The organism is Borrelia sp. A-FGy1, assembly GCF_014084025.1.
GTDB lineage: Bacteria > Spirochaetota > Spirochaetia > Borreliales > Borreliaceae > Borrelia.
Genome location: NZ_CP043682.1, coordinates 209,048 through 223,417, shown reverse-complemented (window position 1 = coordinate 223,417; position 14,370 = coordinate 209,048). Strand labels below are relative to the sequence as shown.

Sequence of the window (14,370 nt, the reverse complement as noted above, 5' to 3'; positions counted from 1 at the left end):
AATTAACCGAATTTGCCAGTGATATATTCTTCGGTCTTAATATTTTTAGGATTGAAGAATAATTCATCTGTTGGGCTTTCTTCTTCTATGTATCCGTTAAGGAAAAAAGCAGTTCGATCAGATATTCTTCCAGCTTGTTGCATATTGTGAGTAACTATTATAATAGTATAGCTTTCTTTTAAATTAATTATTAACTCTTCGATTTTCCCTGTTGATATTGGATCAAGAGCAGAAGTAGGTTCATCCATTAATATTACATTTGGTTCAATTGCAAGAGTTCTTGCAATGCACAGTCTTTGTTGCTGTCCTCCTGAAAGACTTAGAGCGTTTATGTTAAGCTTATCTTTTACTTCATTCCAAAGTGCAGACTTTATTAAAGATTTTTCAACTATTTCATCAAGTTTTTTTTTGTCTTTAATTCCGTGAATTTTTGGTCCATAACTTATATTGTCATAAACAGACATTAAAAATGGATTGGGAGTTTGGAAAACCATACCTATTTTTCTTCTAAGTTCAAGAACATCAAAATTATTTGAGTAAATACTCTTATCTTCATATATTACTTTTCCTTCTATTTTAACACCTTCCACAAGGTCGTTCATTCTGTTAAGTGTTCTAAGGAATGTTGATTTTCCACAGCCAGATGGGCCTATTAATGCTGTAATGCTATTTCTTAGTATAGATATGTTAATGTTATTTAATGCTTTAAAGTCTGTATAAAATAAGCTTAAATTTTCTGTTTTAATGATTGCTTTATCTTTATTCATTTATTTAATCCTATATAATTTATTAATTAAAAATTTTGATGTCAAGTTTATTAAAAGTATCATTATAATAAGTATTGATGCCGTTCCAAACCCTTTGTCTAAGTGTCCTTCTTGAAATAATAACAATAAATGTACTGTTAAGCTTCTTGCGGGTTCATTTAAAGTTTCTGCTAATCCTAAATTTGTTCCCATTGTGAATAGAAGTACAGCTGTCTCGCCAAGTGCACGTCCTATTGCAAGAACTATTCCTGTTAAAATGCCGGGACTGGATGCAGGTAATAGAATTTTGAGTATAGTTTCTGTTTTGTTTGCCCCCAGAGCAAAAGAAGCATATTTATATGATTTGGGAATTGACTTAAATGCTTCTTCGGTTGTTTTAATAATCATTGGTAGTATCATTAATGAGCTTGTTATAGCACCAGAAAATATTCCCATGCCAAGTATTGGGACAAAAAATATGAGTCCAAAAAGTCCGAAAATTATTGCAGGGATTGATGATAAAATTTCTACGCTCATGGATATTGTTTTGTAAAATATTTTGCTTGAAGTGTATTCTGCAAGCATTATTCCTGTGCCAATTCCTATGAAAATTGAAATTACTGCTGTTAATAATATTACATAAAAGGTATTAATGATTAAATAAGATATGCCCCCATATGCGCCAGAATTTCTCGGGGTAGATAATATAAAATTTAGGTTTAAAGGCATGCTTTTTTTTGTGTAATAAAGTTTAAGAAAGGGAGGATTGCTTTTGTAAAAAGAGTGCCAAGGTACAACTGCAATGGTACCTTCTTTTTCTTCTACTTCTTTTATTATATTAGGATTATAAGCTGAGTGTTTTATAATATATGAGTTAATATTTTTAAATATTAACTCATTCCATTTTTTCTTTCCTATGAGCAGCTTTTCAGTCATTTCTAGGCTCAGTGCATTAATAATCTCATTTTCGCTCTTTTGTAATGTTTTTTTCCCTACTAAAATAGACATAGATTTAATTTTTATAGATTTAATTTCTGGATATTTTTTGAAATTTAAATCTTCGAGTTCTTCTTTTGTTAGATAGCCAATAGCTCCCACAGTTTTATTGACGGTTTTTATCATTTCTTCAGTTGATTCTTTTACTTTTACATATCTGTTGTTAAATTCATTATTTTTTATAAAGGTTGTTAGTATAACTTTACTGGATAAATTTGATTTTAAACTTGCAATTGGAACTATATCTATGACTTGATCGGATATGCTTCCCCAATGAGAAATTTTATTATTATATATGTTATATATGTCTTTAGTAGTGAGTTCATCTATTTTAATGCTTTTATTTATAATAAAGGCAATTTTTATTTTTTGGTTCTTAAGTGTTAATGGTAGAAAATGTTTTTTTTCATTTAAAAATAATGTTTGTTTTTTAACTGAAAAAAATAGTGAATTGTATAATATGTAGGATATTAAAAAAATTAATAGTGCTATTAACGCATAAGAAATTAATTTTATTATGAAAAATGATATTTTATTTAACAGTTTGTTTATTTGAACTGTATTCACTTGATTTTTAGCCTTTTAGAAGAAGAAAGAATAAAGTATTTGATTGAATTTGTAATAATTACTGATAATAGTAAAACTAAAGCTGTTGAGAATAAAGCTTCTCTGTGAGTTCCAGATGCATAGCCCATATCTATTGCAATATTTATTGTAAGAGTTCTAATAGGTGAGAATATATTTTTTATGAATAAAGGAGATCCTCCACCAACCATTAAAACTGCGATTGTTTCACCAATAGCTCTGCCAATGGCTAGCATTACTCCTGCTAAGATTCCTCTTCCAGCAGAAGGAATCATTACTTTGTATATTGTTTGCCAGTCTGTAGCTGCTAGTGCAAGAGAGGCTAGTTTATATGATTTTGGAACCGCTTTAAGTGCTATATATGAGACGCTAATTATTGTTGGAAGTATCATTATACTTAAGACTATAGCTGAGCTTATTAGGTTATATCCTAAATTATCTTCTCTTTTAAATGTGTTCTTTATGAGAGTAGCTATAAATGTGCTTCCGAAAAAGCCATATACTACACTTGGAATTCCTGCTAATAGTTCTATAATAGTTTGTAGTATTTTTTGATAAATTCCTTTAGTTTTTTCAAAAAGATAAATTGCAAATCCAAGCCCGATTGGTAGTGCAATTATGACAGAAAAAAATGTTGTTAAGGCAGAATTTATAATAAATGATAAAATTCCATAAGATTTTTGTATATTACTCGTAGGATTCCAATTAGTGCTGAATAAAAAATTACAAATTTTAATTCTATTGTGGAGAAAAGGTGCTATTCCATTATTAACAATAAATAAAATTAACAATAATATAGATAAAGCGCTAATTGTTGCGGATGTAAAAACAAAAAAGTTAAAACCTAAGGTAACAATATTTCTTTTTGTCTTTAAATTTAACACCATTCTTTACAAGAAGCCCCTCTATAGAATTTTATTCAAATTCTTTTCTATTAAAAGCTTTATCTAAGTTTATCATATCCCTATTTGGTTATTATTAAATTTTATTTTCAATGCCAATGAATCCTTGTTCTTCAATAATATCTTGACCATTTGGACTTAGCATAAATTCAATAAAGTTAAGTGTATTTTTGTTTTCAGAAATACTAGTTGTGATTGCAATTAAAATTCTTTTTATATTGTATTTATTCTGCATTATTGTTTCTTTTGTAGGATATATGGTATTTATTGAAAGCGTATTTAGCCCCTTTTCCATAGAGTTCTTCGTATATCCAAAGCTAATATATCCAATTGAATGTGGAGTAAGACTTACCTTTTCAATCACCTCACCATTAGATTTTACTACAATACTATCTTGCTTGAATTGGGCTTTTTCAGGAGTTTTTAATATTTTTTCAAGAACTAGTTCTTTGACAGATGAATACGATCCGGATGATGAATCTCTATTTATGAGATTTATTCTAGCGTTAGGTCCTTCAACTTGTTTCCAATTTTTAATAGTTCCATTAAGTATATTTGCCAAGTCAGATTCTGCAATATTTGTAATATTAACATCAGGGCTTGTGATAAATATTAAAGCATCATAAGCAATTATAGTGACTTTAGCGCCCTTAGCTATTTCTTCTTCGGTAGCATCCCTTGATGAAATTGCCATTTTATAAATGCCATCAAATAATCCTTTAATGCCCACGCTACTTCCTTGAGCATCATAAGTTACTTTAATTTGGTTATTTGTTTTTTTATAACTTAAGATTAATTCATCCATAATAGAAGATGCAGTGGTGGAGCCTCCAATAGAAATAATATTTTCATTACTATTAGTTGAGCAACTTATAAATAGAAAGAATAATAAAATAGCAAAGGTTAATTTGATATTTCTCATTAAATTGATTCCTTTTACGACTATATATAATATCATTAATTTTAGATAAGTCAATAAATAGTAAATATTTTGATTTTTTGATATAAAGTATTAAACAAATTATAAATTTATGAGGTATTAAATGAGTGCAATTAAGGCTGGAAACATTGAAAAGGGGAGTTTTTTGTTGTTTAAAGGCATTCCATATATTGTTCTTGAACGAGAATTTTCAAAAACAGGTAGGGGAGGATCTATTGTAAGGCTGAAACTTAAAAATTTAAAAAATAAATCTATTATTAAAGAAACTTTAAAAGGATCAGTTACAGTAGAAGAGATTGAAGTTTTAGAAATAAAGTCCCAGTATCTATATAGGGATGGTGAAAATCTTATTTTTATGGATTTAGAAACTTATGAACAATTTAGTGTTAAATTAGGAGAAATTTCAAATATTGAAAATAAGATTCTCTTTTTACAAGAATCAAAAGTATATTCTCTTGTTAAATGGGAAGATGAAGTTATTGACATTAAATTTCCTCCCAAAATTGCATTTGAAGTTGTAGATGCTGAGATTGCTGTTAAAAGTGACACTGTGACTAATGCTATGAAGAATATTACTCTTCATACAGGTTTTATATTAAAAGCACCTATTTTTATTAATATTGGAGATAAGATTTTGGTTAATTCTGAAACAAAAGAATATGTTGAGAGAGTTAAAGACTAAAGTAGTTTTTTTATTTTTTATTATTTTATGCTCTTGTGAAATAAGCTATCCTGATATAAGAGAACTTGATTATATAATTAATTATTATTTTAATAAGGATAGTTTTGATTATTCTATGTCTTTTGATTTTGCTATTAGAGTTTTAAATTCTAAAGATATAATTAAATTTGTTGTTGAAAACATAGATAACAAGGAATTTATTGAAGTTAATAAAGATAAGCATGCTTCTTCTTTCATTGATTCTACTCTTGGCAAGGATATTCTTTATTGTAAAGATTTGATTTTTAATATTGCAGATAAGATTTTTGATAGTTTTGTAGCAAAAATATATCTTTTTGATTATGGCATGAGAATATACAGTAAAGATATTGTGATAAATTTAAGTTTATCAAGAGAAGAATTATCTTTAATTTATGATTACGTATATAAATATAAAGATATGTCTAAATTAAATGAAATAAGTGGTAGTAAAGTTTATTTGATTAAGACTCTTAAGGATGAGATTAACTTTTTAAATGCAGTTGCTAATGTTGAAGATATAACTAGTATTCAAATAGAGGATAATTTGGATAATTATATAGGACTTTATTACATTGGGAAAAATTCTAATTTATTTTTTAAATTAAATTAATGATGGGCCCACCAGGACTTGAACCTGGGACCTACCGATTATGAGTCGGGTGCTCTAACCAACTGAGCTATAGGCCCTAAAAAGATAATTTAAAAGAATTAAAAGTAGTCTTTTCAATCCACACCTTAAGCCATTATATTGATTTTTTATTGATTGTCAAGTTCATCAATTTCATTTTTTATGATTTCTATTTTTGAATTTAGTTTATTTAATTTGTTTTCAATTGATTCTTTATTTCTTATAAGTTGTTTCATTTTTTCTTTTATTGTGTATATTTCTTCTCTCTTAATTGTTTTTACTAATTCTTCATTTAATTTTATTATTTGTTGATTTAAATTTTCTATTTGCTGTAACAAAGAATTAATTGCTCCGGTTTTACTTAATCCTTTTTCTGTCTTTGTCATCTCAATAAATTCTTCTGCAATTTTTTTTAAAACATTCTTTTTATTTATTTCAACAATGCTAATTTTATTTTCTATTTTATTTTTGTTATTGATTTTATTTTTTATACTTTTATTTCTTGTTTCTTTTATAGTGTCATTTATTGTTGTTAAACTTGTTTGAGCTTTGTTAATTAATCTAAATTCTTCAATTAGTTCTTTAGTTAAATTTTTATTTTCTATAAATTTATTGATTAACTTTTCTAAGTTTTCTGAAGATAAGTGTTCTCTTAATATTTTTTTTTCAAACTCTTTTTCTACTTTTCCTATATTTATTTTATTTAGTATTTCTTTTATGACTAGTGTAATATGTATAATACACTTCTTTAATAAATTGAGATTTTTATTAGGATTTGTTGTTTCTTTTGTTTTGTCTTCATGCTTTTCAAGCATTGATTTGGTAAAGTCTAGTTTGTATTCTAGGATTGATTGTAAATTTTTTGGATAATGATTTATTAATGATTCTATAGTTTTTGTAAGCTTATTTTTGTAAACTTTAAGAATGTTTTTTTGAGCGAATTTGCAGTCTTTAAGGTTTTTATATAATTCTTTTAATTTATTTTCATTGTCTTCTGCCTTGCTTAAATTTGTTCTAAGCTGAGTTAGTTCTTTTTCAATTAGCTTTAAAGAAGCGTAGGAGGGTAATTTTTTCAGCTCTATTACATTGCTATTTTTAAGTGTTTTACCAAGTTCAGTTAACTTTTTGTATTTTTCTAATCTTAATTTTTGGATTTGAGATTTGAGATTATTTATCATGAGTAACTTCTGTGTTTATTTTATTTTCTGTTGACACTTTTTTCAAGTTCAAATTTAGAAATTTTATAATAAATTTTTCTTCCATGTGGACAATGTTTAAGATTTAAATGAAAAAATTCATTTATTAAAAAATTGCTAAATTCAGAGCTGATTGTGTCATTTTGTTTAATAGCTTCTCTACAGGCAATAGTAGCGTATAGATCAGCTTCTAGAGAATTAATAGTTTTGCTTTTCCTTTTTTTTAAGAATTGAATAATAACATTTTCATATTTATTACAGATATTTGGTATGGATTTAAGTTCATAAGTTTGATTATTTGTTTTAATAACTATGATGTCTATTTGTTTATATTCTTCTATTTCACTTTCAAGTATTTTGTCTGCGTCTTCACAATCTACCTGGAATTCAATTGGGACTAGAAGGTTTTGTATGGTCTTTTTTGAATTTTTTAGATTATTATATATAATGCTTTCATGAAGAGCATGTTGGTCCAGGAAATAGACTTCATTATGCTTCTCTACTATTAGAAATTCAGAAAATAATTGTCCTATATATTTATGTTTGCATTCTTCCTCTCTTTGATTATCGATTGAATTTAGAATTGTAGAAGTTTTTAGATGAATATTTTGGATTTGGGTTTTAAATAATGATTTATTATTTTGGGTTGTTGGGGTTAGGCTTTCAGAATTAACTTTTTCTTCTATGGTATTTTTTATTTTTTTACTTTGAAGATTTTTAAATGTTAATTCTTCATTTTTTGTAATTTCGTAGATTTGTAAATTTGAATTTTGTAATTTGTTGCTATCAGCTTGTAATAATCTAGTATTATTGGTTAATTGTCTTTTTGTTATTATGTTTTGATGATCTTGTAAAATTTCTTTTTGCTCTTTGTTAAAAAAATTATTAATGTTGTTTGAAATTTGTTTAGGTAAAAAAGGTAGATTGAAAAATCTTACTTCTTTTTTTTGAGGGTGTATATTAAAATCGACATATTTGGGTTCTATTTCTAAAAATAGATAACATATTGGGAAATTACTTGGAGTTAGCATTCTGCTATATCCATCAATAATAGCATCAGATAAATTTTTTTCTTCAATAGATCTTCTGTTTACAAATATTTTTATATTTCTTCTATCTTTTCTTGAAAAGTTAGGAGAAGCAAAAAAAATTTTTATTTTGACATTCTCGTATTCTGCTTCTATTTTCCTAAATTTATTATACTTTATTGTTTCTCCATATACACTTTGAACTCTGTCTATTAATTTTTCTTTAAAATATACTTTTCTCAACTCATGATTAATACTTAATCTAAAGTCAATTTCAGGATGAGTTACAGCTTTTTCTTCAAAAACTTTTAAACACATTTTTGTTTCAATAGAATCTTTTTTTAAGAATCTTTTTCTTGCGGGAAAATTATGAAATAGGTTTTTAACATCTACTATTGTTCCTTTTATTGGAGATTGTTTTTTAAAGTGTTTTTCAATTCCGTTTTCAATTTCAATTTGATAACTTTCTTCTCCTGTAGTTGAACTTGTTATGGTGAGATTAGAACAAATGGCAATACTAGAGAGGGCTTCTCCTCTAAAACCTAGTGTCTTAATTGATTCAAGGTCTTTTTCTGCATTGATTTTTGAAGTGGTGTGAGGTAAATAGCATATTTTTAAGTCTTCTGGACTTAATCCACTACCATTGTCTGTAATTAGTATTTTTCTAATACCTCCTTCTTCTAGAAAAACTTCAATTTTATCTGCTCCAGAATCTATTGAGTTGTCAAGCAATTCTTTTAAAATAGAAGAAGGCCTGTCTATGGCTTCTCCTGCGGCTATTTTTTGTACTAGGGTTTTGTCTAAAAATTTTATTTTGTTCATTGTTCTATAATTTTTATTATATTTTTATTTTGTGTGTAATTTGGAAATTTTTTAATAATTTCTTTAAGTCTTTTATTATCTCCGTTTTCATTGTATTCTATTATTCCTAATGCATGGAGAGCTTCTGGGTTATTTGAATCTATTTTAATGTATTCTATTAGTTTTTCCATTGCTTTTTTGTTTTCTTTGGTATCCAAAAATGTAATGGCTAGATTGTATTTTGCTTCAAGGTTTGAGCTAGCTTCTGCTTTTTGAAAAATATCTATTGCTTTTTGATAATTCCCTTGTTTTTTGTAGAGTTTACCAAGATTATTTAATACTACTGAATGATTTTGATTGATAACTTTTTCTAGTATTTCAATTGCTTTACTTTCATTTCCTAACTTTTCGTATGCCTTTGCTAAATTTATGTGTGCTGTAATATTTTTAGGAGTTTTTAAAATTACATTATTGTAGAATTCTATTGCTTTATGATAATCTCCTTTTGTTAAGAAAATGGATGCTTTTAAATATAAATATTCAGGTTTCTCTGGCCTTATAGAAATAGCCTTATTTATGATTTTAAGTGAGTCATTGAGGTTATCATTTTCAAATTTTGCTATCGCTAGGTTATAAAGAATGATGTCATTTTTTTCTTTAAATGAGAAACTTGCCATTTCTAGGTATTTTTCACCACTTTTAAAGTCTCCGATATGATTTGCAGTAATTCCTGCTTTTATTGCGTAATTAGGATTTTTAGCAATATCATGAGCTTTTTTGAAACTTAAAAAAGCATGTGCTTTATTGTTGTTTTGTTCTTCCGCTATTCCTTTTCTGTAGAAAGCAGTGTCGTAATTTTGATCAATTGCAATTGCCTTATCAAAGGCTTTAATTGCTTCTTTGGGTTTATTTAATACAATTAAAATTGTGCCTTTATTTGTGTATGCTTTTTTGAGATTTGGATGAATTGCAATAGCCTCATCAAAAGCTTTAATTGCTTCTTTGTATTTCTGTAGTTTAAATTTAATGATTCCAACTTTATAATAATCTTCTGCTTGTTTTGTTATGCTTGCAATTTTTCCATAAATTTCTTCAGTTATCTTTAAGTTACCTTTTTTTTCATTTATTAGTGCTAGCATTTTGAGGGAGTTTAAATTTTTTGATAAATCTTTAGCATGTTTGGTAGGGATTTTTGATCTATCTTGTTCTTTAATTTTATTATCTGATGAAATATTCTTTTTGTCAAAGATTTTTTGCACAGGTCGATCTTTTACAAAAAGCTCCTTATTTAAAGGAGCTTTTTGTAGGCCGACTGGTTTTAATTCAAAATTTTGCTTTATTAACTTAAGCAAGATTTTGGCGGCTTCTTGATATTTTGATTTATCAATTAAATCATTTACTTTCTTGAATTTGTTATTTAGTCCCTTTTTGATTAGTTCATTAAGTCTTATCTTTCCAATAGAGGGATTTCCAGTGTTAATATTATCTAATATCTCATAAAGTTCTTTTTTTATAAGGTAGTTGTAGGGTCTCGCTATTTTTTCAATCATTTGATTATTTGATTTAGGTAGAATTTTTATATTTGTTTCTTCTATTTTTATTGGTTGTTTTAAAGATAGAGACTTAATATTTTTTTTATGGCGTTCATCAATTTGATTTTTTTGTTCTGTTTTGTAATTATTTACAAATTTTTCTCTAAGTTCATTCTCGTTCTTTTTTATTTCTTTTTTTTGATTATCTATCTGTTTATTCTTAGTATTGTTTAGCTCTTTACTTAAGTTATCTTTTAACTTTTTTAAATTAAATAAATTTTTTTTTCTTTCAGTAAATTCTTTGTTGATTATTTTTGACTTTTTATTGTCCTTGATTTTACTTTTGTTGCTGACTAAATTTTTGGGTACTTTACTTTTTCTAAACTCTAAAATATCTTCATCTTCAATACTATTTTCTTCTTTTCTGTCAGCATAGTTTTCTATTGCTGTGTTGTCTTTAATATATCTATTATTAAAAGCAATATCAGAATTTTCATTATTAATAGGAATTAATTTTTCTCTTCCCTGTATTTTATCTAGTATTTGATTGGCTGTGTCTCTTTGCAGATTTTTTGACTCAAAAGGATTATTATTAGCAAGTTCTGCCAGAGTATTTTCAAGCATTGCAATATCTATGTTTTTTGGATATTTATCTTTTAGCAATTTCGTTATTGAATAAGCTTTTTTATAATTTCTATCCATAACACTGTTTTTGACTTCATTTAGCATTATTTCTTGGTTTCGTTTGTTTAATCTATCTTTAGATATATAATAACCAAGCAATGCAAATGAAGAAATAAGCAGAAATATTAAAGTTAATAGTATAGGTAAACTTTTTCTGTTATTCATCTATGTTTAACTCCTCTTGCCAATTAATTTTTTCTAGCTCAATTAAAGAATCTGTTTGTAAATTTGTTTCAAATTCTTTTTGAGGTATGTCTTTAATGTCTTTAATGTCTTTAATGTCTTTAATGTCTTTAATGTCTTTAATGTCTTTACTTTCTTTACTTTCTTTACTTTCTTTACTTTCTTTACTTTCTTTACTTTTGTGATCATTTCTACTTTTTAGACTTTTGTCAAGTTTTTCTAAATCTGCTTTTTTATTTCTTAAAAGATTAATCATATATAAAATATCATCTTTTTTTTCAGTTTCATATCTTAGTGTAATAAATTGAGAATAGTCATGAATCGCCATAGTATATGAATCCCATGCGTTTTTATAGTTCTTTTCCTTAAAATTTACTTTTCCTTGTTCAACATAAGAATTTGCTCTGTTAAGTAGTGCCTTATCATAATTAGGCATATTTTTAACAGAATTGGAATAATATTTTATTGCTAAGTTATAGTATCCTTCCCCTCTTTTAAACATTATATTTCCAAGTTCAAAAAATAGCTTATAATCAATGTCTCCTCCAATTGCAATTCCATCAAGCAAAGCTCCTTCTGCTTCTGTTAATTGATTATTTTCCCTATAAGCTATTGCTAAAAAATAGTATCCATTTTGTACTTTTGGATATTTCTGAATGGCATCACTGAGGATCTTGATTGCTTTTGGATAATTTTTGTTTTTTATTTCCTCTTGCCCAATTCTAATTAATCTTTGAGCATATGCTAAATTTGGGTTTAATAAGAAAACTAAAAATAAAGTAAAGATTGTCGGTGTTTTAAGCCTTAAAAAATTAGCATTCATATCTTTTATTATTAATATTGTATTATTTTATAGGAAATATTACTATATTTCATAGTGTTCTAAGAATAAATTTATTTTGATCTTTATTCAAAAATGCAATGAATTGTATTATGTCTTCTTTTTGTAAGAAAGAAATTGTTTTTTCTTCTTTTATTGCATTTGGGTTGGAATGATAAGCAATATAACATATTGCAGGTAGTAATTTTTTATCTATTTTTAACATTAGTTCTGGTTTAATATTTTTATGTAAAATTTTTAGTACTCTTGTTCTTAAAGTTAATGATTTAATTAAAATATATGATTTATAGTAGTCGAATTCGCAATCATTAGTTTTTTGCATTTTTATTATTTCTTTAGGTATGATAATTTTACTTTCATCGAGATATAAGATTATTTCTGATATGAATTCAAATTGTTCCTTGTCAATATTTGGATAGAAAGATAGGAAATATATGAATATTTGATTTTGAATTTCAAAGTTTTTACTTTTAAAGAATGTTTTTATATCTTTTGAAAAATTTTCCTTATCGTCTTTTTCAGCATAAATGTAGAATGCTATCCATCCATATGTGTCTATTTTTTTTGTATTGTTTTTTATGTAGTTGACTACATTTTGCAGAAATGTTTTTTTTATATATTTATTTTGAAATATACTTGAACTTTTGTATGGGTTGAAATTCATTTTTTCAAAAGATACAAAGAAATCTTCTGCTTGGAATTTTGCTATAATCATGTCTTCTATTTTTTCATTTAAATTTAGCAATCTATGTTTTGAAATGTATTCGATTGTAAATGTAAAATCTTCCCATTCGTTTGGCACTTTGTCTTTAAAAAACCACTGTAAATATTTGTTTTTTGCAGTTTTTTCAATTGAGGCTAAATAATCTTTTAGCGTATTTTGAAAATCTTTAGGAGTATATTTTGTAAAATCACTGAAAAAATAGTTAAAATTAATGTTTTTCCTTGAACCTTTATAAAAAATTTCATTAAGGCTTAAAGTTTTTATTGTTCGTAGATATTTAAGAATCTCATCATACTTTAATGTTAAAATTTCATCTATCATGTATCTATAGTTTTTTCTTAAAATTTTGTTAAAAAGTGATCTAGATAAACATCCTACTGGCCAGTATGTTAAAATGAGCAATTTTTGTAGTTTGATTACTCTATTTTCTTTTTTTGTTGAACTAGATTTGAATAGTCTTTGTAATTTTTGGCTTTGCTTTAAAATGCGCTTAATTTCTTCCTTATTTCTATTTCTTACAGCTATTAGTATATCTATTGTTGTTTCTAAATTTTCTATTTTTATGTTACTGGAGAAGTTTAGTATTATTTGCTTATATAACTCTTTTTTACATAAAGTAAATTTTGGATTATTTTGTATTTCAATTAATTTTAAGAAATTAGTTGATTTTAATTTATATGTTATTCCAAGCCTTTTACTCATAAGGTTTGTTTCTTTTTGTATTTGTAATGAGTTTTTTTCTTTAATTATCTCTAATATCCAGTTTTTGATTTTTTTATTTTCATTTTCTTCGTAATAATACTCTTCAAGAGTAATTTTTATTTTATTTCTTTTATTCTCATAATCTTTGCTTATTTTTATAAGGCTTTTAATTTCTTCTTCATTTAGCATATAAAGCTTTGAGAAAATACTATATTTTAAGATTTTTTCTTCTATATTTTCATTTATATATTTTTTTAATATGCTAAGAGAATCATAAAATTCTTGGCGTTTTATTATTGTGTTCATTTAACCTCTATTAAATCTTTAATTATTTGTAGCAACTTATCGTCTTTTTTAGCAATTTTGATTATTGATTCTAGATAACCTTCAATATCACCTGTGTCAAGCCTGTCACCTTCTATTTCTTTATATAATACTTTCCCCTGGCTCATCAGTTTCTTTAAAGCATAAATGTGATGATATTCTCCATTCTTATGAAGTTTAAATCCTTCTTCTAAATATTTAAAAAAATCATAAGTGTATAAAAACCTGCCAATAGAAGCTTTTCTGCTTGGCTCTTTTCCAGCTTTTGGTTTTTCTATTATGTCTTTGACATGAATATTATCTTTGTTTAGCTCTATTACTCCGTATCTGTTTATATTTTTGGGATTTTCAATAACAGATAATATATTTTTTCCTGTTTTTTTATGTAGTTCTATGAGTTGTTTAGTTAAGGGAGGATTTCCAATGTGTAGATCATCAGGATATGCAACTATTGTAGGCTCTAGCCCAATCCAAGGTTTTGCATGTAATAAAGCATGTCCTGTGCCCATCATTTCATTTTGTTTTATGAAACTAATATTGATATCTTTAGGTTTAATAATATCTAGTAAATCTTGCCTAAATTTTTTTGTGAATATGGATTCAAGTTCAATTTCTCTGTCGAAATAATTGTCTAAAACTCCTTTTCTTCTTGAGGTTATTATTAATATTTCTCTTATGCCGGAGTTAATAAATTCTTCAATAACGTATTCAATTGCTGGTTTATTTAGAATTGGCAACATTTCTTTTGGAATAGTTTTTGTTATGGGCAAAAATCTTGTTCCATATCCAGCTGCTAAGATTATACCTTTCATGTTTTTCCTCTTAAAAGAAAATTATATCAAAATTTAAGTTTTA

The 14,370-nt window shown here is 26.0% G+C and carries 12 protein-coding genes and 1 tRNA gene; 2 read left to right on the top strand and 11 right to left on the bottom strand.

The genetic code is table 11. The annotated features are described in order from the left end of the window. Positions 1-2: 2 nt before the first annotated feature. From pstB to F0310_RS01040, 4 genes are all read right to left on the bottom strand, one after another. Positions 3-767 carry a phosphate ABC transporter ATP-binding protein PstB gene (pstB, locus tag F0310_RS01055; protein ID WP_182117126.1) on the bottom strand — a complete coding sequence of 255 codons (765 nt, stop codon included), beginning with the start codon at positions 765-767 and terminating at the stop codon, positions 3-5. Continuing rightward, complete coding sequence (gene pstA, locus F0310_RS01050) at positions 768-2,249, bottom strand: phosphate ABC transporter permease PstA (RefSeq protein WP_476577985.1); 1,482 nt, start codon at positions 2,247-2,249, stop codon at positions 768-770. Between the two features lie 56 nt (positions 2,250-2,305). After that, on the bottom strand, positions 2,306-3,214 hold the full coding sequence (gene pstC / locus F0310_RS01045; RefSeq protein WP_182117124.1) for a phosphate ABC transporter permease subunit PstC: 909 nt from the start codon (positions 3,212-3,214) through the stop codon (positions 2,306-2,308). 91 nt (positions 3,215-3,305) lie between these two features. Beyond that, on the bottom strand, positions 3,306-4,151 hold the full coding sequence (locus F0310_RS01040) for a substrate-binding domain-containing protein (RefSeq protein ID WP_182117123.1): 846 nt from the start codon (positions 4,149-4,151) through the stop codon (positions 3,306-3,308). 121 nt (positions 4,152-4,272) lie between these two features. Here F0310_RS01040 and efp point away from each other — a divergent pair, with 121 nt between their 5' ends. Next, positions 4,273-4,851, top strand: coding sequence for an elongation factor P (efp, locus tag F0310_RS01035; protein ID WP_182117122.1), 579 nt, complete (start codon positions 4,273-4,275; stop codon positions 4,849-4,851). Beyond that, positions 4,829-5,482 (top strand): hypothetical protein, encoded by a 654-nt coding sequence (locus F0310_RS01030; protein WP_182117121.1) that lies wholly within the window; start codon positions 4,829-4,831, stop codon positions 5,480-5,482. The genes efp and F0310_RS01030 overlap by 23 nt, the downstream gene beginning before the upstream one ends. A gap of 3 nt (positions 5,483-5,485) precedes the next feature. Here F0310_RS01030 and F0310_RS01025 read toward each other — a convergent pair. From F0310_RS01025 to F0310_RS00995, 7 genes are all read right to left on the bottom strand, one after another. Further along, positions 5,486-5,559: transfer RNA gene (locus F0310_RS01025), tRNA-Ile, on the bottom strand. A gap of 69 nt (positions 5,560-5,628) precedes the next feature. Further along, complete coding sequence (locus tag F0310_RS01020; RefSeq protein ID WP_182117120.1) at positions 5,629-6,678, bottom strand: hypothetical protein; 1,050 nt, start codon at positions 6,676-6,678, stop codon at positions 5,629-5,631. A gap of 20 nt (positions 6,679-6,698) precedes the next feature. Then, positions 6,699-8,546: a DNA mismatch repair endonuclease MutL gene (gene mutL, locus F0310_RS01015; RefSeq protein WP_182117119.1), complete on the bottom strand. Its 1,848-nt coding sequence runs from the start codon at positions 8,544-8,546 to the stop codon at positions 6,699-6,701. Further along, positions 8,543-10,906, bottom strand: coding sequence for a tetratricopeptide repeat protein (locus F0310_RS01010; RefSeq protein ID WP_182117118.1), 2,364 nt, complete (start codon positions 10,904-10,906; stop codon positions 8,543-8,545). Before F0310_RS01010 ends, mutL begins: the two co-directional genes overlap by 4 nt. Continuing rightward, the gene (locus F0310_RS01005) at positions 10,899-11,747 is read right to left on the bottom strand and encodes a tetratricopeptide repeat protein (RefSeq protein WP_182117117.1); all 849 of its coding nucleotides are present in this window, start codon (positions 11,745-11,747) and stop codon (positions 10,899-10,901) included. The genes F0310_RS01010 and F0310_RS01005 overlap by 8 nt, the downstream gene beginning before the upstream one ends. A 49-nt stretch (positions 11,748-11,796) precedes the next feature. Then, positions 11,797-13,497 carry a BB_0208 family protein gene (locus F0310_RS01000; RefSeq protein ID WP_182117116.1) on the bottom strand — a complete coding sequence of 567 codons (1,701 nt, stop codon included), beginning with the start codon at positions 13,495-13,497 and terminating at the stop codon, positions 11,797-11,799. Beyond that, complete coding sequence (locus F0310_RS00995) at positions 13,494-14,327, bottom strand: sugar phosphate nucleotidyltransferase (RefSeq protein WP_182117115.1); 834 nt, start codon at positions 14,325-14,327, stop codon at positions 13,494-13,496. The genes F0310_RS01000 and F0310_RS00995 overlap by 4 nt, the downstream gene beginning before the upstream one ends. Positions 14,328-14,370: the final 43 nt, after the last annotated feature.